A 24,939-nucleotide genomic window follows, 5' to 3' on the forward strand; every position below is an offset into this window, starting at 1 on the left:
AGGTTAAATCTTGTACTTAGGAGTACCTGCGAGCGAGTTCATTGATATGTACCGCATGGGAACCCTCTCCAATTGCCGAGAATTTCCATTCGCCTCCATGACGATACAATTCCCCACAGATCAACGCTGTTGAACCTGTGTAGTTATCGGATAGATTGAACTTCACGAGCTCACTGGAGTTTTTACCATCCAGAATACGAATATAAGCCTTCTCTATCATGCCAAAATCTTGCTTGCGATTGACACAATCGTAGATATTAACAACGATTAATACTTTATGAACATCAGCAGGAATACGGGACAGATCCATTTTGATCTGTTCATCGTCACCGTCTCCCTGTCCTGTTAAATTGTCACCTGAGTGGATAACCGAACCACATGCACTTTGCTTGTTGTGGAAGCAAACTAGGTTGGAGTCCTTAACCAACTTGCCTTCTTCATTCAACATGATCGCCGATGCATCACAATCGATATCCGCTTGTTTTTTTCTTCCGAAGAACCCTTTGGCAGTTACCGGGTCCCAACCGAGACCAGCAATCACCTGCGTAAGTCCTGCATTGCCTTTGGTTAAATCAATCTTCTGTCCTTTGACCAAATTAATGCTTGCCACTGATTTTCACCTCCCTTCACATGTAAAATATCTACTCTACTTAGAGATTGAATTCACCCGGGTTCAGTCCAAGTACATTGCAGATCTCGGCAACAACTCTTTTCTCCTGATCATCAAAGTTGCCGTCCGCTGAACCAATTGCACTGCATACGCCCACAATAACGCGTCCTACATCTGGCTTACCTTTGAATTTCCCAATGGCCTTCAGTGCTTCCTGCTTCCCGATCTCTGGAGAGAACTCAAAGTTCGCGACATAATGATTGAAGCGTGTAATCACTTCAGCCATATCGAATACTTTCAATTCCTGACTCAGATTGATATAACCGGCCATCTTGTTCTTCTCAGCTTCGTCAATGGAACCATCTGCAAAAGCAACCAGTGCACAACCTGCAACCACGGCATCCATAAAATCTTTATTTTTAAACTTTTTGACTTGCTCTTCAAGTCCTTGTTTTGTTGAATTTAACCAACTTTTAAATGAACTCATACTCAACCTCCAATAGTTTCATACATGGTGCTCTTCACTTTTTTTCATGGTTTTCAGTAATTTTCATCCTTACATCATGATTGAATATAAGTTAAATTATTCCTTAACTATACTCTGAAATACGGCAATATTCTACATTAAAAAACAATTAATACCTTATGATACGCATCGTTCTGGATATGGTTTCAAGCGAGATGCGAGAACTTTCTATTCACTTCATTTTTCAGTCAAATATTCCCCTATTTGAAGCCCAAACATAAAAAGGCTCTGATCAGGGATCAGAGCGCTTATTTCTACCAACACCAAAATTATAAATTTTATGAATAATTTGAATCCATGAATTCACTCTGCTTTTTCAAATTCAGCCTGTTGTTGTTCATAGATTTCATAGAAATCGTCCCAGACGAGTACATTATCCTTTTCCTTGCTCCACCAGTCTTTGTACCATGCTTCAATCTCTGGGCCACCGCCTTGCTCCCACTTCTGCTGTGCTTCCGTTGCAGCCTGTTCGACTGTATATTTGCTTCCGCCAATGATGGAACGGGTAAAAATATCGTTGATCGCTGTTGTCACATTGGTCAACTTCACCTGAAGCTCCTTGGGTAGCTGCGGCATATGTTCTGAATGGGTAACACCCTCTCCTACCGGAAGATCCGTCATGTATACCTCACGCGCTTCTTTGAATAGTCGAAGTCCTTCCTTCTGCGACGGAATCTCTTCGCTGAACAGCATTTCTGTGTACCCGCATTTGCCTTCCTCCAGACGGCTGTACAACATGGCGTAATCGCCTGCCCAGCTGATCTCCTGCTTGTATTTCTCCTGATCCGAGATACGCGGACAGCCTTGATCGTTCAACGTATAATGCGTGTTTTCAAATCCATTTTTGAAGGTCCGGCCTGACTCTGTTTTGGTCAGAAAATCGATATATTGCATAACTGCTTCCGGATTTTTGGCTCGCGCATTCACAGCTGCAGTCATCTGAACGGGGTTATTCCACACCATCGTGTGCTGTCCTACGGACGTGGTTGGCAGAGCGATGACCTTTAATTTGGCCTCAGGAACATTCTGCATCAGTGTATCCAGTTCCTTCGCTGCAAACCCGGTATAATCCGAAGTCATGGCCGCGTACATACCGATTTTGCCATTCAGGAAATCCTGCTTCGCCTTGGCCCCATCCTTGTCGGTCAATAAGTCCTTATCGACCACACCTGCTTCATATAATGCACGTTTGAATGCCGTGGCTTCTTTCATGTTGTTGGGACCAACCACCATCTCCCCGTCCTCCACATTCACCCAGTTGGCGTTGTACATATAGCGAAACAGACCCGCTGTATCGCCGAACTGAAATCCACCGATGCCGTATGTATCATTAGCTCCGTTTCCATCGGGATCATTTTCCGTGAATGCCTTGGCTACCGCCAACATCTCTTCCTCATTGGTCGGTACCTCCAGATTCAACTTTTCCAGCCAGTCTTCCCGTATGAAAAAGCTCGTCAGTGGAAATACCTCGTTCATCCGTCCCACTTCATAGAGCTTACCATCGCTTTTGATGCCGGCCTTCTTGAGCTGGGGATATTTCTCCATCAAGGCTTTGTATTCCACACTCGAGTTCTCGATCAACTCATCCAACGGCATCAGCTGTTTCTGATTAAACAGTGTGTTACGGATCGGCGTACCGAATTCAAAAATAATATCCGGTGCGCTGCCAGAAGCGAATAATACGTTAAGTTTGGACTGGGATTCCCAGCGGGGAACTGCTGTATATTTTACATTAGCCGGGCCATTCTCGTTAATCCACTTGGACCACATATTATCTTCGATTGTACCCATGCCGCTTGGGACCGCGCCCCGATCATAGATTGTTGACGTGATGATCCCCCTGTTGCCTTCGCCTTCCGCCTGTTCGCTACCGTTACCTCCTGTACATCCCGCCAGCAAACCACCGATCAAGCCCAGAACGAGACCCGACTTCATCCATGCCTTCATCGTTAACGCCATAGATAAGACCCTCTTTCTCTCCTGTAATATGAACCCATGCGGGTTAACCCACAGCCTGCTTTAACCTTTAATTGATCCAAGCATGACCCCTTTAACGAAGTACTTCTGCAAGAACGGATACACTGCCAAAATGGGTATGACCATCACAATGACAGCTGCTGCCCGAATGCCTTCCGGGGTCAGATTCGATATCATCGTTGGATCGGTAAAATCCTGTACATTCAGATTGGACATAATCATATTTTGGACGAGCACGGTCATGTTGTATTTGGACGTATCATTGATATAAATCATCACACTCATGAACGAATTCCAGTAACCCACGCCGTAAAAGAGAGCAATAGTCGCCAGCAAAGGTTTGGATAATGGCAACACGATGCGGAACAAAAGCCCCAGTTCACCACAACCATCGATGCGCGCAGCCTCGTCCACTTCCCCCGGCAGATTTTCAAAATAAGATCGCATAATCAGCATGTTGTACGTGCTCACCAGGCCCGGTAGCCAAAGCGCGCCGTAACTGTTCACAAGACCGAGATTTTGCACGACCAAATAAGTCGGGATGAGTCCACCGTTAAAAATCATCGTGAACACCATCGCCATCGTAAGAAAGCGCCGATGATAAAAATGTCTACGTGACAGCGGATATGCCGCCATAATCGTCACCGCCATGCTGAGCCCTGTACCGATCAATGTGATCTCCACACTGTTCCAGAATGCATTCAGAATCGGCGTTCCCGTAATTAGGCTGTGATAGGAGAACCAGGTGAAATCGACGGGCCATAACCCCACTTGACCTGAAACAACCGCTCTCGCATCACTAAATGACAAGGCAACAATGTTCAGTAAGGGCAGGATACAGCTGACGGCAACCAATGACAACAATACATAATTGATTAGATAAAAGGCTTTTTCTCCTTTGGTTTTTCTCATGCTGTTCTCCCTCCCTACCACAAACCTTCGTTAAATCGACGCGCGATATAATTTGCACTAAAAATGAGGATAAATGCAACCAGTGATTCGAACAATCCCATCGCTGTTGTCAGGCTGAACTGTGCTCCCTGAAGACCGGTGCGGTAGATATAGGTACTGATTACATCCGCTATCTCATTGACATTGGAATTCTGAAGCATATACACCTGGTCGAATCCGACCTCCATCACCCGCCCCATCGATAGAATCAGCAGGAGAATAATGGTGGAGCGTATACCCGGAAGGGTGACATGCCAGATCTGGCGCATTTTGCTGGCCCCATCCATCTGTGCAGCCTCGTATTGGCTCGGATCAATGGTCGTTAGTGCCGCGAGAAAAATGATGGCATTAAAGCCCATGTCCTTCCAGATCCCTGAGCCAACAAACACCGCAACCCACGAACCCTTGTTGTACATGAACGGATAAGGTGCTCCCGTCCAGGCCTCGACCCAGCGATTTACGATCCCATTTTCCAAAGAGAAAACCGTCATGATCATCATCGCAATGATGACCCAGGAAAAGAAGTGTGGCATATAGACCACCGTCTGCACCGTTCGCTTAAAGGCCATGTTTCGCACTTCATTAAGCATAATGGCCAGAATGATCGGAATGGGAAACCCGATAATGATGCTTAACAAACTGAGGAACAAGGTGTTGCGAATAATCTCCACCGTGCGAGGATCACTGAACAGCGTCTGAAAATGCTGAAAGCCCACCCATGGACTGTTCCACAGCCCATCATAGAAGTTGTAATCCTTAAAGGCCATGACCAGCCCTCCGATGGGTGCATAACGAAAGGTAAGGTAGAACATAATTACCGGAACAAACATCAAGATTAACGGTATATTCATCTTGAATCGTCGAAGCCGCTGCTGCCGAATCCGATGCTTCATTTCACTATCCGGTGGTTGTAATCCAGACGGCGGACCTGCGGTCAGTTCCCCCTTCATATCCATCACTCCTCTCTGCTGTTGATGTACTATAGTTGTATTTTAGATAAAAATGTAAGCGTAAACATTTGTTATTTAACGATCCTTTTATAATTTTCTACGCAAAAATAACCCCACATGGTGGGGTTGAACTTGGAAACGAACAGATATTAAGAGGAGGCTTCTCTTTAATTGTGACCCTGCAGCAGTTCAAGGAGGATTGCTACCGGGCACTTTACTTGGCTACTTGCTTGCGATATTCGCGGGGCGATATCCCCGTCATCTGTTTGAATACGGTTGTAAAATAACTGGAGTTATCGAACCCGGTCAGTTCCGCGATATCTGCCATGCTCTGCCGAGTACTGTGCAGCAGCAGCTTCGCCTTATCAATTCGGCGCTTGCTGACATATTGGCTGAAGCCTTGTCCTGTCTCTTTTTTGAACAAATGGCTTAAGTAGTTGGGTGTCACATGAACATGGGCAGCCACGGCCTGCAACGTGCATGTGCTGGAATAGTTCATTTCAATATACTGTATAACTCGTGTAACGACATGATCCTGCTGTTCCTGAGTTAGCCGCATCAGCATATCCACCCACTCTTCGCTCTTGCATCTGGCCCAAGCGATGACGTCAGGTATGGTATGAATCCAGAGCAGTGGATCTGGGGCAGTTGATTCCATACCACCGGATTCCTGAGGCTGAAGCTGTTGTACCAGTAAGTCCGTCATGACCTTCATAAGCATATGAATCTCCGCTTTGCCTTGTGACAAGCTCATCTCGGACGCTTCTTCCAGCAACATCTCGATCCGATTCATTATCGATCCGAATTGATGGTGGAGCAGCAACGAAGTCAGTTCCTCTCGTAGTCTCTCGGTACGGTCCACCTGGCTGTATTGTTCCCTGATCCGAATGTCGGACTGTTTTCGGCGATATCGTTCATGTGCCTTTTGTAACACCTGACATGCTTCATCAAGCGAGAACGGCTTTAACAAAAATTCAATTGCCCCATATCGGATGGCACGCTGTGCATATTCGAACTCACGATAACCTGTCAAAATAATAATCATAATGTCCAGTCCACTCTCGTGTATGCGTTCGGCCAAATCTAGACCATTCATCACAGGCATGTTGATATCCGTAATGATCAGATCGGGTGTGCAGCTGTGTACAGCCTGTATCGCTTCTTCTCCATCGGCCGCTTCCCCGACGACCTCCCACCCGAGGGGGTTATTGCGAACCAGATGAATCAGACCCTGACGAAATAATGCTTCATCATCCACTACAAGCATACGTCCATTCAACAGAACCTACTCCTCTCAGTCACCTGAATTTCCCGGCATGAGTCCTCACCGATCTGATAAGGCAAACGAAGACGTACTAGCGTACCCTCTCCCACAGTCGACTCGATCTGTACACCGTAGGGTTCACCGTGAATCAACTCAATTCTTCGAAGTACACTCCGCATGCCAATGTGCTGACGTTCCTCATCCGCATGTGCCACTGGCGTCATAATGTGTTCAATGACCGATGCGTGCATGCCGCAGCCGTTATCTGAAATTTCAATGATGAGCAGATCCAGCTCTCCTTCATGCCCGTTTTGCCGCGAGCCACGAATCTCCAGATGGCGGTTGTTCCTTTTGTCCGAGAAGGCATGAACAAAAACATTCTCCACGATGGGCTGAAGCAACAGTCGGATCACCTGACAGCGAAGCAATTCAGCAGGAACGGCAATTTCAATCGACAAGGCTTCCTGATACCGGGCCTGCTGAATCTGCAGGTAGTGATCTATTTGCTTCATCTCATCCTGCACGGTCGTCAGTTGCTGCACGGGTTCCAGCGTATACTGCAGCATCTCGGACAAGGCAGTGACCAGGCGAGCCGATTTCTCATCACCAAGCATATAGAACTTCCAGAAAAACATGCTCAGCGTGTTATAGAGAAAATGGGGATTCAGCTGGGCCTGAATAGCTTTGAGTTCAGCTTCTTTTTCACTGAGTTCGCGCTCGTACACTTCATGTATAAGCGTATCAATCCGGGAAGCCATTGCATTGAATCGTTCACCGATGAAACCGAGCTCATCCCGTGTCTCGATCCGAACCCGTGTATCGAACTGTCCATCACGCACTCTTTTCATCGCGTTGACCAGACTCGCAAGTGGACGCAACAGTCTGCCGCTAATTACGGTAATGATGAACCAGGAGCATAATATGCTGGCTAACGCAGAGAACACAGCAACTTTTACAATGATCTTTCCCTTGTTCTGAATCTGAGCGAGTGAGACCTTGCTGACCAAAGTGAAGCCCGCTTTGTCTGACGTTTGCTTCGTATACAATTGGGTTGTTCCCTGCTCGTCCCTGATCTCAGTCGCCCCCAGACTTAGCTCGGTGAGTGGTGGTGGATCTGCATCCTGATTATGAAAGGCATACAAAAGCTCGCCATCTGCGTCAAACAAGTAGACAGCAACTTCCTCGTTCAGTCGCAGATCTTTGAGATACGATTCGAACAACGAGGTGTTAAACAGAATTAGCATTACGCCATAGGTCTCCAGATCAACAGACCGCATTAATCGTCCCGCCAGAATCCAATTGGATTGTTCCTCCTGCAAGAAAGCATCCGGCCCCAAACGATTCCAACCATATTCGCCGCCCGTTCCTTCCAGTCTATGAACCATCTCTGCCAGATAGGAAGGATCCATCTGTTGAAATGAGCCGGCAAAGGCGCCGAGATTAAATATGTTTTCCTTCAGGTCATATATGCGGAGCCCCATGATCTCCGGTGCATCCAGCCTTACCTGATACAACTGATCATCCAGTTCATCTTCCAGCTTCATCTGATCATAGGACGAGATGCCAGAGGTCTGTGCTTTGATGGCATTTTTTACGGAGGGATTCAGTGTGATATAATCGGTGACTTTATACATGTCGTGTACCCTGGAATCCAGACGTGCAAGAATCTGCTCTGCGGTAAGACTATACTGGCGACTGACCTCTTCATTGAACAGGTCGATATGGATGCGATAGGTGATCAACCCTGTGATTCCGGAGATTAAGACCGTTGCGGTAGATAAAAACAAGATAAGCTTCGTTTTAAATTTAAAGCGTTTACAAAAGTTCATCCACCACATCTTTCACACACCTCACCTATATTCCGTACATGTCTTTCTCCTAAAAACATATCATACACCTATTGGAAAAAACCAGAAAAACCCTGACCCCGCTTCAATCGGTAGTCAGAGTTTGAAGGCATGTGATCCAGACATGTTACCAGGATGATCCAGATTAACTCTGAATCACGGCTTTTTTATTCCCCGTAAATCTCTTTGATCCGTTCTTCCTCATTCGTAGACAACAGAACATTAAGCAACCCCATGGCATTATTGGCATCGGTTCTCGTCGTCTTGTACATCTCGGCAAACGCCGCTTCATCCTGCTTCGGGTCCATCGCAGCAAGCTTGCCCCACGACGTGCGGGCTTTGTCGTATAACGTACTCAACGTAATGTCACGCGGATGCTGTGCGACAGGCGCCATGGATTCAAATTTCGCGGTAATGCTGAAAAAATCTTTGGAGTCCTGGAACGATGTACTGCTGTAGTCCTTATTTTTCATCGCATCTTCGGTAATCAGCAGGCCTTCACGCGCGATAAACAGTGTTTTCACCATGGCACGCTCCAGATTGGTTGCTTCTTCCCAAGTTATATAAGATTCATCAGGTGCTTGTACGGATGTAAAAAAAGGAAAGGCATCATCAATCAACCGCTGCGAATCGGAGTGAACTGGCACCCCTGCATTCATGTCCACAACGGCATCGCTGTAGTTGGCTACATTAATATTTTTGGAACCTTCCTCACTGACCCGACGCACCGGATGATCCGTAAGCGGGATACGGATATAACCGAGTTTATCGGCATACTGCTGCTTCAATTCTTCCAGTGTGGAGTCCTTTCCAATCTTGCCGTCGTCGGCTGAAGAAGATTCTTTTGCGGCTGAACCTGTCTCCTCACTCCCATTCGAACCGGTTGCTGCGGTTTCTGTTACGGCAGCATTCGAGCTGCTTGTTTCTGATGAAGCGACTTCTGTACCGGAAGCAGACTCCGGCGATGACGTCTCTTTCGCTCCGCCACCACAAGCTGTCAGAATCGCTGCCAAACCAAGCATAACGGTGAACGTCTTTATCGTATAATTCCATTTCATCGTATAATCTTCCCCTATCCTATGTATATTCCTGAGAACCATTAACCTCTGCTCCAAGACTTGAACACTCACTTACAAAAATATCCTTTCATATAACATGCGCGATACACAATTAGACATGGTTTACATTCTATCATAAGTTAAAAATCGGTTGTATACGACGATATACCTGTGTCTAAAGCCTTTTACTATGCACGCATTAACTACCACCGCAACGCAAAAACACTGCCGCCCGTATGGACAACAGTGTTCGTGAAGCGTAATTATTTGATCCCTTTAGCCTTCTCCATATGCTCTGACCGAATCTGAGGGTCCGTGGAATTGACCGATGAGAGCAGAGCGTAGATCGCCTGGATATCCTTCTCTTGAAATACGGTTTCGGGAACCTCTGTCTCAAGTCGTTCTGTCTTGCGCTGAATCGTTTCCACCAATTCATGATCGTAGATGATCAGTTCATCTGAATTCACATACCTCACAGCAGGATCAACACTGATGCGGCAACGGTTGGTGAAGGTCACCATGGAGACAAGACGTACTCTTTTGTAGTCTCCGAGGTGTGCATGGATGGCTTCCACATGTGCACGATGCTGCATAAGTGGATTGTACATTTTGACCCGGCTGCTGCTGACCGACCAATTGGCCTCTCTTCTTCCGCCGCGAATTTCACCTGTCGTCAGATTTCGGGTTTCGATCACAAAGATTGCCCGAGGCCCGATCACGACATGATCAATCTGCGAATAACCGGAGCGTGACTTCGGATTGGTAACGAGCAGGTCGTTCAGCACTTTATATTGACTTGGAAGACCGATCAGCTGATCTGCTGTACTAGGTTCCTCCGGCTGGCGTGTCCAATCCCCTTCCGCCTTTTTCTTGCGCTTACTACGGACCATACGCGGGGGAATGGTTGTCGTCGATGGTAACGCTGAAGCGGAGGCTGTAATCTGGTTCGCAAGCTCTGGTTGTGTCTTGAACAGAGACAGGATTTTCTTGAACATGGGCAAGCTCCGTTCTATTATAGTGTGGGTTACGGGTGACCATTACAGGAGGAATAACATCCTTTGACACATTCATTATGTAAACTTCTATTACTTATGTCGGATAAAGCGGGGTAAAAATAAAGGGAAAACGATCAAAATCTCTCCAATACGCAAAGTACATATGAACATTTAACCAATTCCGTGACTTTAGACGCATAAACAAACCGCAAAATTGAAAAAAACAGCGCAACCCTTTCCTGAATAGAAAAAGAATACGCTGCTGTTCTCTTGGATGTTAAGCCTGAAGATAATAGGTGTAGAGCACCTGAGTACCCTTCTCTTCCAGACCATTATTCGCTATTTCCTGATACAGGGATTCGGCCAGAGCCAAACCAGGCGTTTTCATGCCCATCGCTTTTGCAGACTCCAGTGCAATTCCCATGTCTTTGATAAAATGTTTCACATAGAATCCAGGCTCATAATCGCCTGCGATCATGCGCGGACCGAGATTGCTGAGCGACCAGCTTCCGGCTGCGCCGGTAGCAATGCTCTTCAGCACGGTCTCCGCGTCCAGACCAGACGTCTTGGCATAGGCAAGTGCTTCGCATACACCCATCATGCCAGAGGCAATGGCAATCTGGTTGCACATTTTGGTATGCTGTCCGGCTCCCGCCTTGCCTTGCAGCACAATGTTGGTGCCCATCTGCTCAAACAGCGGACGCACGGCTTCAAAGGCCTCCGAGCTACCACCAACCATAATGGACAGCTTCGCGTTCTGCGCTCCGATATCACCACCCGACACAGGCGCGTCCAGTGCATGCAGTCCTTTGGCTTCCGCAGCTTCAAAGATTCGTGCAGCCAGTAACGGACTTGAGGTCGTCATATCAATCAGATATGAACCCGGTTTGGCATTGGCCACGAGACCATCCTCACCGAGATAAATCTCCTCGACATCCTTCGGATACCCCACCATTGTGATGATGACATCACACGCGGCAGCCAGTTTGCCTGGTGTGTCATACCATACAGCACCTTCTTTTACCAACGCTTCCGCTTTGGCAGCAGTTCGCGTGTACACATGAAGTGGGTATCCCGCTTGCTGGATGTGCCCAGCCATGCTTTTACCCATCACGCCTGTACCAATAAAGCCAACTTTTGTCTCTCCAGGTGCCTTAGTCGTTATTGTCATCGTAGGTTTCCTCCCTATTTCTCTATGCTTCGCTCAGTGCTTGTCTTCGACATTGCTATATCTGTATGTTAAAGCTTTCTGCTTAGTCCGTCCATATCGCTTGCAGCTTTCTGTGAAAAAATCTGAAAAAGGAATCAACTTCCTGTATGCTGTACAACCTAACGGAAACTTCCTTCATTGGAAAGGAGGATTTCCATGAGTCGTGAAAAAGGTCAAATTACCATTTGGTTGTCCTTTTCCATCCTTTTATTAAGTGCAGGGCTCGTTTGCCATGTCTTGTCTGTTCCAGCGATACTCGAAGCTGGCGGCAGAGACGGCTGGTTGTCTGTCGTAGCCGCCGCTCCACTGTTCATGTTGTTTCTGTGTATGATGTATATCATCATTCGACGTGTACGTGGACAGCGGCTAACAGATTGGATTACGCGAGAATTCGGTGCTGTTCCTTCCTGGATCTTCCGGATCTCTGCTTCCATTCTGCTGTTCACACTTGGCACACATACGTTGTACGAGACAACTAACTGGACCGTATCCACATATCTTCAATTCACGCCTCCCTATGTTCTGGCTGGTGGCGGAGCACTGGTTGCTGCGTGGGCAGCGGCTAAAGGCATACGCTCCATTGCCATGACTTCCAGTCTGCTGCTACCCTTTGTAATTTTGCTTGGTTATTTTGTAATGTCCGCCAATATGAAATATAAGGACTACAGCCTATTGTTCCCGATCATGGAGAACGGCATGGGCCCCGTGTGGCGGGGCATGATCTACTCCCTTGCCGGGCTTATGGAAATCTGGATACTCATGCTGTTCCAACATGAAGTCAAAGGCAAAATTCGGTGGTGGTATGTTCTGATCCTCGGCTTGTTCATGCTTAGTATGGCGATTGGACCAACAATCGGAGCCATCGTGGAATTCGGCCCAGAAGAAGCAGCAAAACAACGGAACAGTCCCTATGAGCAATGGAAACTTGTGAATATTGGAAAACTATTGCAGCACGTTGATTTTCTGTCCATCTATCAGTGGCTTAGTGGTTCTTTCGCAAGAGTGGCCATATCTTTGTATCTCATCGTCGATCTGCTGAATTTCCGCAGGCCGAAGAAACGATATATCGCCATTCTTACCATCACCGTCATCATGAGCTTCATGGCGATGCAATGGTGGCGCATTGATTACGTGGATTATTATGTGGACCATATTCAGTTCCCGGTCATGCTCGCCTATGTCTCTGTCGTTACCGTGATATTAACAATAGCCGCATTAATCCACAAAAAGGACAAGGAGGCTCCCGAACATGCCGATCTCAACCCAGCCCAAGAATAACCGCGAAGTTGAACCGTTCCGAATGAACGAGCACAACTTGAATACCTTTTTTGCCGGATCTGATGATGTCATCATCAATAGTCATATGTTCGGAGAACCTCCGATGCAACTCCTTATGACCTATTGCAGCGGTATGGTAGATAGTGAAGCCATCTACGATATTATTCTCCCGGAACTCAAACGAACATATGAAAATACACACTTTATCCGTACATCAGACATTGAAAAGTGCATCAGCCTGGATTGGACCCGAATGGATCTGCAAGATCCGGCATTTGGAACTGAACTGATGTCTCTCCGTGTATTTGAAGGCCATATGTTGATCTGTATTCCTTCCCTGCAAACCATGTGGAGTATTGATATTTCCAACATCCCCACTCGAACGCCGGAGGAATCGACCACCGAGGTTTCGATTCGCGGAGCGAGAGACGGATTCATTGAACCCCTTGCCGTCAATGTTGCTCTGATACGTAAACGTCTGCGTACGAACCAGCTGGCCTGTAATATCGAAATGATCGGTTCACGTTCTGCAACCAAGGTAGCCCTGATGTATATCAAGAATATCGCGAACCCGGAGCTAATAGAAGACGTCCAGGATCGGTTGCGTAAGATTGAGACCGAACGTATTTTGACCGCCAATGAACTGGAAGAATTGCTGTCACCTTCGAAAATCACTTTGTTTCCCGTCACCCATTATACGGGCAGGCCTGACTTTGCTGCAGAATGTCTCCTGAATGGACGTTTTATCCTCATTGTAGACGGCAATCCCAGCGCCATTATTGGGCCAGTTAATCTGTTTCTTTTGCTCAAATCACCGGAAGATGCCAGCTTTCCCTTCTTAGCTGTCAACGTAGGGCGGATGCTGCGCTTTCTTGGCCTGATGGTCACCGTGTTCCTGCCTGGCTTTTATATTGCGCTGACCTCATTTCATATGGATCAGATTCCTTTCCCACTGGTTGCCACGATATCGGTAGGGCGTATGGGACTGCCAATGGAATCGGGAGTGGAGATGTTTCTCATTATGCTGCTCATGGAGCTGTTCCGTGAGGCGGGGGTACGTTTACCGAGTGCCATCGGCCAGACATTAACTGTCGTTGGCGGTTTGATCATCGGAGATTCCGCCATTCGAGCCGGCATGGTCTCTCCCCTCATGATTGTCATCATCGCAGTCACTGTTGTAGCGGGAGCAACCATTGTGAACCAGGTTATGACCAGTTCTGTGCTGATCCTGCGCTTCCTTTGTTTTGTCCTGGGAGCTTCCCTCGGCATCTTTGGGTTCATCCTGTCGTTGATTCTGTTCCTCATCTACCTGACCGATCTCAAATCATTTGGCATTCCGTATCTCACACCGTTAACACCGCTTCATTTCAAACAAGCGATAGCTTCATTATTCAAACTGCCAAAAGGGTTGGGTAAACGCAGACCCGTCTATCTTGAGACTCAAGAACCGCGTAAGAAAGGAAACGGACGATGAAGCGTTTGTTGCGGAGATGTACGTTGGGTCTGTTAAGCCTATCGATGTGTGTGATGACAAGCGGATGCTGGAGTGCATTTGAGATTCAACAGGTAGACTACGCCAAAGCCTTTGGCATTGATTACAAAGACGGCATGTATCACCTGTATGTACAAACGCTTGATTTTGCCAGTGTCGCCAAAAGTGAAAGTTCGACCAAAAGTGCAGATATCCCACCTGTATGGGTCGGCCATGCCGAAGGAAAAACGATGAGTCTGGCGCTGAACGAACTGTTCCGTACGGCTCAATTGCACATGGCTTGGGGGCATGTGACAGCCATCGTTATGGCGGAAGGTGTGCTGACCAGCAGCAAACATATCAAAGAAGTGTTCGACATGCTGGGACGGTTCCCAGAATCCCGTTATACGACCTGGGTCTACGGAACCCGCGAACCACTGGAGAAAATTCTCAGTGCAACGTCCATCTATAATATGTCGCCGCTGGATAGCATTCTTCATAATCCGCTCCCGACTTATATGGAAGAATCATTGTATCCGCCCGTGCTTAGCTTCAAGCTCATTGCAACGCATAATGATCCGGCTACCACGACGTATCTGCCCAGTATTGCATTGAACAATTCCCAATGGACCGAGAACGAGAAGAAAAAGGATTTATTTCTAATCGAGGGGGCCTTTTTCGAAAAGACAGGCGTTGACTTTGAATACCTTCCACGCAGGCAGCTTCCCGGTTATCACTGGCTGATCAAGGACATGCGGCGTGCTCCCTTGCTTGTGCAGAAGGATGGAACGATCTATGGGGCACTCAGTGTAGGTTTACCAAAGATCAAAATCAAGCCTGTCATTCAGGGTGAAGAGGTCAAGTTTAATATTGACGCCCAATACCTAACTGCCCTGTATGAATATCTGGTGCCCACCTCTTATGAGGAGATGATCCAGATTAGTGAAGTGAAGTTGCGGGAGCAGATTATGCAGACCTATCGTCACGGCCTTGAGCGTGGTGTGGATATTTACGGCCTTCAGGAGAAACTGTATCGCAAAAATCCGAAGCTCTGGCGTAAGTTATCAAACAATGGCAGCAAGATGATGCTTACCGAAGACTCGATCCAGGATCTGAAAATCCATCTCACCATCCCGTATACAGGGAAATATAAAAGAAAAGTGTAACAAGAACGTGAACACCCCTTTGCCCGTATGAAACGACGGATAAGGGGTGTTTGTCTTGATGAAGGATATATTTCGTTTGCAGTTCGGATTAGGTGGACCTAGGACTGCGAAGTTTCCATTCCATCAGCCAGCCTGTCAATATGGAGAAAGACAGGCCGAACAGCAGGATCGGCACGTTATAAAACAAGGTGTTCGTGTACTGGTTCAGCCAACCAAAACGGTACACGGCCGAATCCGGATCATTCGTAAATCCGTTGAGCTGGAGGCGTAGGTCATTGATGGTGTGTAGCTCCCAAGCGACAGACAACACACACAGCAAGAGAGCCGCGAAGGGTACACAGGCATGTATCTTCCCTCCCCAGCGTTGACGCTGATCATATAACCACCATTTGGACAAATTTGTCGTCCAGATACAGAGAATGAGAAAGGTCAGAAGAGATGGAGCTAACACCAGAAGTCCCAGGTTACCGTTACCAGACACCCCTCTACCCGGCTCATGCTGGAAGGTTAATCCACGTACAGCAACGATCATGAGTACATTCCATATGAGGAAGATGAAGTATGGCTTGTTGATTCTTTTTAAGCGACTCATATTTGTTTCCCCCTAATATAATCCATTACCCGCAACCGAGTAGTCAGGATTAACATCTGAGGAATAAGCACGAAGACAATGTACATAAGTACAATTAACCATAGATGTGCGGCAAAATGTTCTGCACCGAACGATGGTTTCGGGCGCTCAATCCAATACCACCAACACGGGATGGCAATAAACCATGTCAGTCCCGTTGAGAGGAACATGTCTTTTACATCACTCCATAGGAAGCAGAACAGCGCGACGAACAAGATGGGCATAATCCATGAATCCAATATTGGTCCCCAGCTCTGGAAGACAAAGATAATGGCAGGATACAGAAGATTGATGGTCCAGCGCCAGATGTTATTAGTGTAAAGATTCATCATTTTTCACCTCGCTACTTACCGTTGCAATTTCACGTGAAAATACAGGCTACAAAAATTTGCGAAGGATATGTACTCTCGATTTTAAAAGGTTATTCAATTACATACTGAGAATGAAATGAAGAGAAGAAGCATGATTTTGGATATTATAGCTCATACTACCTTCAGGAAAATTATCGAAGGAGTGACAGCATGAGGTTAAAAAGTATCATCGCCGTTGGAGCCGTGTTAACCTGCTCGACTCTGTTATGGGGCTGTGGAAATGGCACCGCGAATAATGCATCCCAGCAACAGAATGACACCGTTCGCTCGGAGAGTTGGAGCGATCCCAAACGACTGGAAGCTTCCCATCTTGAGGCGCTTGAGCGTATGGAGAAAGATCATATCCACCGGATGGTTTCGCTTAGTGCAAGTACAGACGGGGACAAAGTGATGACCACACTTGAACGATCGAGCCAAAAGTTGGAGGAGATGAGACCCCTCGCTGAGATGCTCCAGTACGAAGGCCATCCCGCATTATTACAGCGAATTCAGGAGATGTCGGGTGATATCCAAGGTTCCAAATCCGTCATTGCTGAGATGGAAACTTTGCCTCGGGACGGTAAAATTAAGATCCAGTCTGAAAACTCCGATTCTTTGCATCACATCAGCAGCTTCCGCGATTACCACCAGTATATTCAAGAGAAAATTCAAACTTTGAACAGGAATACTACTGATACACACTAATTAGTAATAGCTGCTTGCGCAAGTGACTTCAATCGATACAATTGTATGAACGAAGCAACAATAGTTAGGTGGGAAGATTACTTCCTATCTGACTATTTACGTGTGAACAGATATAGACAATTACTGCATCCTGCTGCGATTTCTTTGATCTTCTCTGTCCGCTTCTTCCATCTTGCGAATGTATCGCTTCAATTCCTCTTTATGAGCTTCTAGTTCACTTAATCTAACAGCAGCACCTTCAACAAAAGACTGCATCTTAAAAGTTAGCACCGATGCTGATGTCCCTACCCAATCCTGCTGCAACCTTCCATGAATCGTACGCATCTTCTGTTCCTGTTGTATAAGCCGTTGCTGCAATTGTTCGCATTGTTGAACGGCTCTTCGTAAATCCGACAGGGATACGGCTATTCTGCCCATGTCCACTTTCCTCCTGTTAATCTATCTATATAAATTCTATTATTATTTTTGCTGATCAGCGATTACGAAATCTTCTCTCTTTCGTTCAATATAATCTGCAATCTCACTTATGGATTCTTGGTACCAACGGTTAATTTGTTGCAAAGTAGCTGTTGCATTATAAGCAATAGGTGTAAAAGACTGACTTTCGCTCGTTGCTATATGGGTCTGGAACATCTGAATAGAAGCTTGTGCATCGTTGGAAAATCCACTCAAACTCAGTCTCATTTCTCGAGCAGACTGCGCTAATTCTTCCGGTGTTAATTGAATCTTACCGCCACCAGAACTACTTACTCCAGATATAAACGAAGCTACTGCACCAGACATCACATTAGAGAACACAGCCATTGCTTTTTGATGTGCAGTCCATCTTGGAGAAATATCAAGCGTCTCTCCCGTACTCCGATCGATTAACGGGCCAATTAAGTTGCCCTCCTTATCAAACTCATATTGCTTCATGGAGTGGTACCCCTTGCCTTCGTCTTTCGAGAAGGAATCCAATAATCTAACGATATTTCCAATGTACAGCTTATCTAGATCTACATCTATTCCAACGTCATGAACCAACATCGGGGAGCCTGCACCGAGAGGTTGAAAAGGGACCTTTAACTGTAATTGAAACTTCCAGTTCTGATACATTGCATTAGCGGTGTCAAAATCCTGTCCCTTGTACACCGTAAGTCCAACGTGCCTGTCATATTCACTTACTCCGCCAGCTCCTACAGAATCACTCGGATGAACCACATTAACCATTTTGTTGTCAAAGTGACCTTCATTCACCTTAGCCAAACTTATATCATCCAGCAGATTCATTACACTTGGAGCACTATACGTCATACCAGATACATCATGACGAGCAGCTACATATTGAGCTAAACCACCGCCAAGAGAATGGCCTGTTAGCGAAATATCTGAATCAGGATAAGCCTTCTGTACAGCCTCATACAATTCTTCAGCTTGATGAAACTGATTGTTTTCCCAACTTGAATTATCCATCATGAGTTTGAAAGGACTATTTTTGAAGATATTATGACGCTCTGGGTCGGTTATGGAATCTTCAAGCTTTCTCGTTCTTCCTCCTACGACATCAAAAGCATCTGTCTCCCAATCCGCGAATTTATCTGTCAACTTCCCTTCTGGTTCAGTTCCTCGATAACCGATAATCACTTGGTTGGTTTTGGGATTCTCAAGTACTACTGCATCAAATCCAGAATATTTTCTGTGCAGCTTTGCTCCGTCAGGTTCAACTGTTCTCCAATCTTTATACTCTTCCTTGTCCAGAATATTACTTCTCCCTACGGGAACATCAGTATAAGCAAGTTCCGAAATTTTCATATATAATTCATCTGTTTTGTAGGCGTTCATAGGGACACCCTTTCTTCTATTTAGCAAAAGTTGTATAATGCACAATATCTAAACGACAACATTAGGAATATGAGGTGATAAATTGAAAAAACCAGCTATACTTTTTATACTAATGATCTGCGCGATCACACTCACTTTAGGAGGTTGTATGTCGAACGAGCAAAAAGAAATTGTACAAAAAGCCGAGATCGCAAGCCTAACTTATTTTAAAGAAACCTATGGAATTGATGTTGAGTTTACAGGCCACAAGTTCATTCCGTCTGACTTGTCTCATACGGTGTCACTGACAGGGTATGTAAAAGGAAATAAGACCCAAGAAATATTCTCAATGGTGGATTATGATACTTATGAAGTCAAAACAGGCTCAGTGCCCGAAGACATCAAACCTCTTAAGTAGTTTATAAGAAATATTAACTTTTAAAACTATAGGGCCTTGTACAGATACATGGCTCTTTCATATGTAATAATAGGGATTTCATAGCCTAATCTCATCCTCTTTTTTCCAAAGAAGTAGAATCATTATAGTCCATCTTCTGTTAATCGTGTATACGACATATAAGAAATGAGCACAAAGTCTTTATAAATTTCAGGCATTCAATCTTACACATTATTAGTTATAGGACGTTGTTACCAGAATAATTTCAGCAATTTGCATAAATATGTGAAAGTAATGGTTTATAACTTTGTCAGGCAGCGACGCTTCATATACATCTTTACACTCGTCACCGCCTCTACACTCCTAATGCTAGCTCCTCACTCGAACCAGATACGTGAAATACGAAGCCCTCCTGATTCATCGATTGGATTACGAGTAGCAGACACAGTAATTCACTGTACACCACCGCAGTCAGCGATCTTTCCTTCACACTTTTCCCTCTTCTCTACAGCTTCATTCCACCCACAACGATACCCAGATGAACATACTAAACAACAAGACGGGCACCAGAGCACCTGTGGTTAAAATAATCCAAAGTGTTGCGGGCTTTATTCTTTGACAGTATGCATCGATCTTACGCATTCGATCTTTGCGCCACTTGGCGAACCTTAGCTGTTTAATCATCCGATTGAGAACTATTTTCCGCTGCTCGCCCTCTTCGAATTCATCGATCGCACGCCGCAACTCCTCGTATAATTGAGTCTCTTCCTGCCCAGCCACTGTAGGTGTAATCATCTGATCCTTCCTCCCATGAGCACATTATTGAGATACAGCCTCTCACCTAATCGAACCATCATTAATACGCCTGTATTCTAGTCACTACCAACCTAACTAAACCACTACTTAAATAACACATTACACCCTTCAAAGTTTGAAGTTTTTTCAAAAATGGAATAACCCAAAAAGCCCGGGCAAAGTCCGGACTTCCTTGAATTATAACTATAACTATATATCTGAGTACTGTTTAGCCAGCATTAGGCGATCAATGCATTCAGGCATACCGCACCCTGCGCACGCACATTAACAACAATAATCGGTGTGTCCAACATGTCGTGCATCCAGGACATATACTCTTCCACTTTTTCGTTCGGAAGAATTGTAAGAATAACCCCTGCAAATCCACCACCATGAATACGACAAGCGCCGTCACCTAGGTTTTGCAGATAATTCTCGGTCAGTGCCAGCGCGATGCCAATCTCTTGCTCCTTCACAGCACCACTCTGATATACATTCTGCAGCCACTTCCATGACGAGTTACCGGATGCTGTAATCAGTTTCAGGAAATCAGCAAAACGTCCATCACGCAACGCCTGAACCTCACCATCGACACGATTATTTTCTTCCAGGAAATGAAGCGCACGCAGTACGGCACGATCCCCAGCCGCTTCACGAACCTTCTTGAGGTTGGCGTAGATTGCGTCTGCCGTAATTTCCCGAACATACTCACTGCCCAGCGCCTGAGCAACCGCTCTCATCTCATTGGGCACAGCCGCGTAATCTTCCGTCAGATCAGCGTGGTTGCCACCTGTATTCACAATGACCAATGAATACCCATTCTGTTGGAAATCCCACTGAACTGGCTCGATAACTGGCTGTGCAGGATTTTCAAAATCAATGGCAATCAGTCCGCCGTACGCACAAGCCATCTGATCTAGCAGACCGGAAGGTTTATTCCAATAATGGTTCTCTGCATACTGACCGATTTTGGCCAAAGTCACAACATCCATTGTTCCATCATTATAGAAGTGATTCAAAATCGTACAGATCAGCATCTCGAATGACGCCGAGGAACTCACCCCAGATGCCGAGAACACGTTACTTGAGAGGTACGCCTGGAAGCCGCCTACCTTATATCCGAATTCTCCAAATCCCGCAGCCATACCGCGAATCAATGCTGTTGTGCCATCGTCTTCCGTATTTGGCGTGAGGTCCGTGAGATCGATTACATATTTCTTGTCATACCCTTCTGAGTAAAAGGTAATAACCGACTCCGCAGTTGGTGCAGCCACTGCAATCGTATCCAGCGTAATGCTGCCCGCCAGCACTTTACCATGGTTATGATCCGTGTGATTGCCGCCAATCTCACTGCGTCCTGCCGCGCTGAACAACTTGCTTCCTTCTTGTGCGCCAAAGTACTCTTCGAACGTTGCGTTCAGCTTCGTGTAACGTGCGGTCTGTTCCTCTACTTGTGATTGTCCATACATTTGGGCTAGTAACGCTTGGCCCTCCGTGGATTGGATCAGATTCAATGGTTGTGTCGTCATTAATAATCCTCCTATGGATGTGCAGCTTTTATTTTTTGGCTGTTGGTGAACATGGTTGTCGCATCTGTTTCATGCCTTATTCCTCTCCCATTATCTCAGCTTCACAGCGGAAAAGGTAGGGTAGAATTGAAAGTTTGTAAGCGTTTTGTGAAGTTATTTATTGTAAAAGTAGGATTGAAATCCATTTTGCAATAACTTAAATTGTTATTAAGTAAAAACACATTATTTCCCAATCTTTTTGTAGCTATGCTTTACATCTTATTGGTGGAGGGAACGATGAAAATCAAGTCGAACTATACCAAGTTATTTGGTGCATTCTCGCTTACTTTTTTGGGTGATGGACTTACACTTGCTGCCGTTCCCTGGCTCATTTCAACACTTACAAGCGATACGCTGTATGCCTCTGTCACCATGACGGCACTTCGTTTACCCTGGCTTCTCTTCAGTCTGCCCGTGGGTGTTCTCATCGACCGATACTCACGCAAACATATGCTGATGGGAGCTGGCTTTACACGAATGATTCTTCTGCTTGCTCTGACGTTATGTATCTGGGGAGGATGGGTGAGCATTCCGATTCTGGCTCTGTTCATGTTCGGGATCGGCCTTAGCCGGGTCGTATTCGACAGTACGGTGCAAACAGTGATTCCTCAACTGGTAGATGAGAGCAAGTTGGAAAAAGCTAATGGGCAGTTCACCGCCGGACAGTTGATCACAAGTGATATTCTGGGCGTTGCTTTGGGAGGGTTCATTATAACCCTGCATATTGTTTTTCCTTTTGCCATAGATGCTGTAACGGCTGTTATTGCTCTGCTCTTTTTAATCAGTTTGAAGGGAAACTTCTACCCAGGAGATACCGAAACAACCAAGAAGGAAGTTCGCCCAATGAAGAATTGGAAACGCGAGATGTGGTCCGGTATTCGATATGTCTATCATGATCGTTTTCTCCGCGGATTAGCCATTCTGTCTGTCACCATTACGCTGATGTATTCCATTATATTGGCTACTCAGATCTTCTTTGTACGAGATGTGCTTCAGTTGGATGCTTTTGCATTCGGAATGCTCATCTCCATCGCAACGATCGGCAGCATTGTAGGCAGTCAGGCTGTTGCATATATGCGCAAGAAATGGAGTACAAAACAATTAATTATCTCCTCCATTCTGTGCATGGGAATCATCTACGGTGTGGTGGGTCTAACCACGAATGCATATATGGTAGGTGGCCTATATTTCTGTGCTGCATTTTTCATTATTGTCTACAATGTTACCCGTTCCTCCATTCTGCAACGTTCCGTTCCTAATGAGATGCTTGGCAGGGTTGGAAGTGTGTTTCGCTTTCTTTCCTTTGGCATTAGTGCCATCGGTACGCTTCTCGGCGGATTATTGGTGCGGGTTAGTGAAACGGCGTTCGATCGCGTATTCTCGCTGCAACTCCCTTATCTCTTGCTAAGCTTGATCTATATCCTGTCTGGTCTGGTATTCACGATGAAAATGAAGAATCATGCAGAGAGCCAGCAGCCTAACATCAATGCTTGACTGTTACGTTAGGTCATACTTGATAATGATCTCAAGCTTACACGAAGGAGAGATTAAGGATGAAGATTACTGCGTTACGTTCAGATCTAATCTATGAGGAGATCATCCAGGCTGCACCCGATGAGAAATTGGAGTTATACCGCGAGCGAATGATGAGTCCTTTTATGAACAAATGGAACATTCAACAGATCCCGTTTCGTTCTCATGAGCCTCACGGCTTCGACGTGATTATGATGAATAACTTTATGAATATCGCTCCCGCAGATATCACACCTGAGATTAACGAATCGTTAGCTGCGATCTCGTCTGAAGTATTTTGGCAACAGTGTCATGAAGCTGTTCGTACGAGTCTATCGACCTTTACAGATCATGGGATTGAGCTATCGGTTTCCGAATATCTGTACACCATTTTGTTAGGGGATAAGAACAGTCCGACGTTACAGATGAATGAAGGCATATGTGGAGATGGCGGCATTCCTGGTTATATTATTGCGAACCTAAGCCCGGATGCTTATACTTTACCTCGTATGCAATCCGTGTTAGCCCATGAATGCAATCATAACGTGAGATATCAATATATCCAGTGGAATCCACAGATTACGCTTGGCGAGATGGTTGTTAGCGAGGGGTTGGCCGAGAGCTTTGCGACATCCCTGTATGGGGAAGAGTTGCTGGGCCCTTGGGTAGCCAAAACGGATATGGAGACATTGAACAACGTAATCAAGCCGAAAATGAAAGACCATTTGCATGTCACCGGTTTTGACCAGATTAATCCGTATCTATACGGCGATGAACTTGCCATCATGCAAAACTTCACGCCCGTAGGTATGCCCTATGCAGCTGGTTATGCCTGCGGTTATCACTTAATCCAATATTATCTGAACAAAACAGGTACACCGATCACCGAAGCAACCATCACTCCGGCAAGTGTTATCCTTGCGGAAACAAAGGACTTTTGGAATGAAGACACCCTATTTCACCGTTAAAGATATCATTCAGATTACTGGCATCACCAAACGCGCATTACATTATTACGATAAAACGGATCTCTTAAAACCGAGCAAAGTCGAGGACAATGGTTATCGGTATTACGATCAAGAGGCACTGGGGAATCTGCAAATGATTCTGTTGTTCAAAGAAATGAATTTCTCCTTAACAGAAATTGCAGCCATGATGCAGCTTTCGAAAGACAAACAAAAAGATATCCTAAGAGAGCACCGCAGTACACTCGTTCAACGCAAACAAAAGCTCGAAACCATCATCGACCAGTTGGACGAGTATGTGGATGGGACGGATATCTCTCATCTTAATCTGTTTGACGACTCATCCATTCTGTCCATTCAAGAGCAATACGAATCCGAGGCGAAGTTCATCTACGGAAATACCGAGAAATATCAGGAATTCGAAGCGAATGTGAGCCAGCTGTCTGCGGAAGAGCAAGAACAAGCCTACCAGCAGTTCTCGATCAATATGGAGCAGGTATTTCGGGAGTTGGCGAATCATCAGGACCTGCCCCCTGCTTCTGGTGAGGTGCAAGCGTTAGTGGGTGAATGGAAAAGTTGTCTGGAGCAGTTTATGGTCTGTGATGCTGAGATTCTGAGGTGTATTGCAGAAGCCTATACGACGGATCGTCGATATGTGGGTTATTTTGATCAGTTTGGTGATGAGGATTTTTTGAGGTTTTTGTATCAAGCGATTATGGTTTATGTGAGGGGTAAGGTAATATCAGGGTATGAAAGATGTTAGATGACCTCCGAAAGAACCCACAGAAAAAAAATGAACAATGGTACTATCAATTAAACGCTCCATTATGTAAATGTTCTATCTAATAAACCCATGGCTAGAGGACCTTAGCCATGGGTTTGGTGATGAATATTTTAATTTCTAGAAATGTTT

At 45.8% G+C, this 24,939-nt stretch carries 25 protein-coding genes; 8 read left to right on the forward strand and 17 right to left on the reverse strand.

The genetic code is table 11. The features are described 5' to 3' along the window. Positions 1 to 16: 16 nt before the first annotated feature. From QF049_RS18450 to QF049_RS18495, 10 genes are all read right to left on the reverse strand, one after another. Positions 17 to 610 (reverse strand): TerD family protein, encoded by a 594-nt coding sequence (locus QF049_RS18450; RefSeq protein WP_091015803.1) that lies wholly within the window; start codon positions 608 to 610, stop codon positions 17 to 19. 40 nt (positions 611 to 650) lie between these two features. After that, positions 651 to 1,097, reverse strand: coding sequence for a tellurite resistance TerB family protein (locus QF049_RS18455; RefSeq protein ID WP_091015805.1), 447 nt, complete (start codon positions 1,095 to 1,097; stop codon positions 651 to 653). 342 nt (positions 1,098 to 1,439) lie between these two features. Further along, a complete protein-coding gene (locus QF049_RS18460) occupies positions 1,440 to 3,095 on the reverse strand; it encodes an extracellular solute-binding protein (RefSeq protein ID WP_307539528.1) in 1,656 nt (551 codons plus the stop codon). 60 nt (positions 3,096 to 3,155) lie between these two features. Next, positions 3,156 to 4,025 carry a carbohydrate ABC transporter permease gene (locus tag QF049_RS18465; protein WP_307539530.1) on the reverse strand — a complete coding sequence of 290 codons (870 nt, stop codon included), beginning with the start codon at positions 4,023 to 4,025 and terminating at the stop codon, positions 3,156 to 3,158. A gap of 14 nt (positions 4,026 to 4,039) precedes the next feature. After that, positions 4,040 to 4,957, reverse strand: coding sequence for an ABC transporter permease (locus QF049_RS18470; protein WP_047844113.1), 918 nt, complete (start codon positions 4,955 to 4,957; stop codon positions 4,040 to 4,042). A gap of 271 nt (positions 4,958 to 5,228) precedes the next feature. Further along, entirely contained in the window at positions 5,229 to 6,293 is a 1,065-nt protein-coding gene (locus QF049_RS18475; protein ID WP_307539532.1) for a response regulator transcription factor, read from the reverse strand. Further along, a complete protein-coding gene (locus tag QF049_RS18480) occupies positions 6,290 to 8,065 on the reverse strand; it encodes a cache domain-containing sensor histidine kinase (protein ID WP_167483756.1) in 1,776 nt (591 codons plus the stop codon). Before QF049_RS18480 ends, QF049_RS18475 begins: the two co-directional genes overlap by 4 nt. Before the next feature lie 227 nt (positions 8,066 to 8,292). After that, positions 8,293 to 9,183: a hypothetical protein gene (locus QF049_RS18485; RefSeq protein WP_307539535.1), complete on the reverse strand. Its 891-nt coding sequence runs from the start codon at positions 9,181 to 9,183 to the stop codon at positions 8,293 to 8,295. A gap of 263 nt (positions 9,184 to 9,446) precedes the next feature. After that, on the reverse strand, positions 9,447 to 10,178 hold the full coding sequence (locus tag QF049_RS18490; protein ID WP_017690394.1) for a nuclease-related domain-containing protein: 732 nt from the start codon (positions 10,176 to 10,178) through the stop codon (positions 9,447 to 9,449). Positions 10,179 to 10,455: 277 nt separating this feature from the next. Beyond that, a complete protein-coding gene (locus QF049_RS18495; RefSeq protein WP_307539538.1) occupies positions 10,456 to 11,349 on the reverse strand; it encodes an NAD(P)-dependent oxidoreductase in 894 nt (297 codons plus the stop codon). Positions 11,350 to 11,544: 195 nt separating this feature from the next. On the opposite strand from QF049_RS18495, the gene QF049_RS18500 reads away from it, so the two are divergent. The 3 genes from QF049_RS18500 to QF049_RS18510 are packed head-to-tail and all read left to right on the forward strand — an operon-like array spanning position 11,545 to position 15,303. Next, positions 11,545 to 12,666: a GerAB/ArcD/ProY family transporter gene (locus QF049_RS18500; protein ID WP_124117259.1), complete on the forward strand. Its 1,122-nt coding sequence runs from the start codon at positions 11,545 to 11,547 to the stop codon at positions 12,664 to 12,666. Further along, positions 12,638 to 14,140, forward strand: coding sequence for a spore germination protein (locus QF049_RS18505; protein ID WP_307539541.1), 1,503 nt, complete (start codon positions 12,638 to 12,640; stop codon positions 14,138 to 14,140). The genes QF049_RS18500 and QF049_RS18505 overlap by 29 nt, the downstream gene beginning before the upstream one ends. Further along, positions 14,137 to 15,303 carry a Ger(x)C family spore germination protein gene (locus tag QF049_RS18510; RefSeq protein WP_307539543.1) on the forward strand — a complete coding sequence of 389 codons (1,167 nt, stop codon included), beginning with the start codon at positions 14,137 to 14,139 and terminating at the stop codon, positions 15,301 to 15,303. The genes QF049_RS18505 and QF049_RS18510 overlap by 4 nt, the downstream gene beginning before the upstream one ends. Positions 15,304 to 15,391: 88 nt before the next feature. Here QF049_RS18510 and QF049_RS18515 read toward each other — a convergent pair whose 3' ends face one another. Continuing rightward, a complete protein-coding gene (locus QF049_RS18515; RefSeq protein WP_307539545.1) occupies positions 15,392 to 15,895 on the reverse strand; it encodes a hypothetical protein in 504 nt (167 codons plus the stop codon). After that, positions 15,892 to 16,266, reverse strand: a complete 375-nt coding sequence (locus QF049_RS18520; RefSeq protein WP_307539547.1) for a hypothetical protein — start codon at positions 16,264 to 16,266, stop codon at positions 15,892 to 15,894. The genes QF049_RS18515 and QF049_RS18520 overlap by 4 nt, the downstream gene beginning before the upstream one ends. 189 nt (positions 16,267 to 16,455) lie before the next feature. Here QF049_RS18520 and QF049_RS18525 point away from each other — a divergent pair, with 189 nt between their 5' ends. Further along, positions 16,456 to 16,989 (forward strand): hypothetical protein, encoded by a 534-nt coding sequence (locus QF049_RS18525; RefSeq protein WP_307539549.1) that lies wholly within the window; start codon positions 16,456 to 16,458, stop codon positions 16,987 to 16,989. A 120-nt stretch (positions 16,990 to 17,109) separates the two neighbouring features. On the opposite strand, the gene QF049_RS18530 is transcribed toward QF049_RS18525, so the two are convergent. Continuing rightward, a complete protein-coding gene (locus QF049_RS18530; RefSeq protein ID WP_307539550.1) occupies positions 17,110 to 17,406 on the reverse strand; it encodes a hypothetical protein in 297 nt (98 codons plus the stop codon). A gap of 42 nt (positions 17,407 to 17,448) precedes the next feature. After that, positions 17,449 to 18,810: a lipase family protein gene (locus QF049_RS18535; RefSeq protein WP_307539552.1), complete on the reverse strand. Its 1,362-nt coding sequence runs from the start codon at positions 18,808 to 18,810 to the stop codon at positions 17,449 to 17,451. Positions 18,811 to 18,958: 148 nt separating this feature from the next. Here QF049_RS18535 and QF049_RS18540 point away from each other — a divergent pair, with 148 nt between their 5' ends. Continuing rightward, positions 18,959 to 19,207, forward strand: a complete 249-nt coding sequence (locus tag QF049_RS18540; RefSeq protein WP_150366238.1) for a hypothetical protein — start codon at positions 18,959 to 18,961, stop codon at positions 19,205 to 19,207. Between the two features lie 334 nt (positions 19,208 to 19,541). On the opposite strand, the gene QF049_RS18545 is transcribed toward QF049_RS18540, so the two are convergent. From QF049_RS18545 to QF049_RS18555, 3 genes are all read right to left on the reverse strand, one after another. Beyond that, a complete protein-coding gene (locus QF049_RS18545; RefSeq protein ID WP_307539556.1) occupies positions 19,542 to 19,676 on the reverse strand; it encodes a hypothetical protein in 135 nt (44 codons plus the stop codon). Positions 19,677 to 19,699: 23 nt separating this feature from the next. Continuing rightward, on the reverse strand, positions 19,700 to 19,981 hold the full coding sequence (locus tag QF049_RS18550) for a hypothetical protein (RefSeq protein ID WP_307539558.1): 282 nt from the start codon (positions 19,979 to 19,981) through the stop codon (positions 19,700 to 19,702). Between the two features lie 239 nt (positions 19,982 to 20,220). Further along, positions 20,221 to 21,510 (reverse strand): galactokinase, encoded by a 1,290-nt coding sequence (locus tag QF049_RS18555; protein WP_307539560.1) that lies wholly within the window; start codon positions 21,508 to 21,510, stop codon positions 20,221 to 20,223. Positions 21,511 to 21,786: 276 nt separating this feature from the next. On the opposite strand from QF049_RS18555, the gene QF049_RS18560 reads away from it, so the two are divergent. The 3 genes from QF049_RS18560 to QF049_RS18570 are packed head-to-tail and all read left to right on the forward strand — an operon-like array spanning position 21,787 to position 24,789. Then, positions 21,787 to 23,043: an MFS transporter gene (locus QF049_RS18560; protein WP_307539562.1), complete on the forward strand. Its 1,257-nt coding sequence runs from the start codon at positions 21,787 to 21,789 to the stop codon at positions 23,041 to 23,043. Between the two features lie 59 nt (positions 23,044 to 23,102). Beyond that, positions 23,103 to 24,029: a DUF2268 domain-containing putative Zn-dependent protease gene (locus QF049_RS18565; protein WP_307539565.1), complete on the forward strand. Its 927-nt coding sequence runs from the start codon at positions 23,103 to 23,105 to the stop codon at positions 24,027 to 24,029. Further along, positions 24,004 to 24,789, forward strand: coding sequence for a MerR family transcriptional regulator (locus QF049_RS18570; protein ID WP_307539566.1), 786 nt, complete (start codon positions 24,004 to 24,006; stop codon positions 24,787 to 24,789). The genes QF049_RS18565 and QF049_RS18570 overlap by 26 nt, the downstream gene beginning before the upstream one ends. Positions 24,790 to 24,939 lie beyond the last annotated feature (150 nt).

It is taken from the genome of Paenibacillus sp. W4I10 (assembly GCF_030816325.1).
Lineage (GTDB): Bacteria > Bacillota > Bacilli > Paenibacillales > Paenibacillaceae > Paenibacillus > Paenibacillus amylolyticus_B.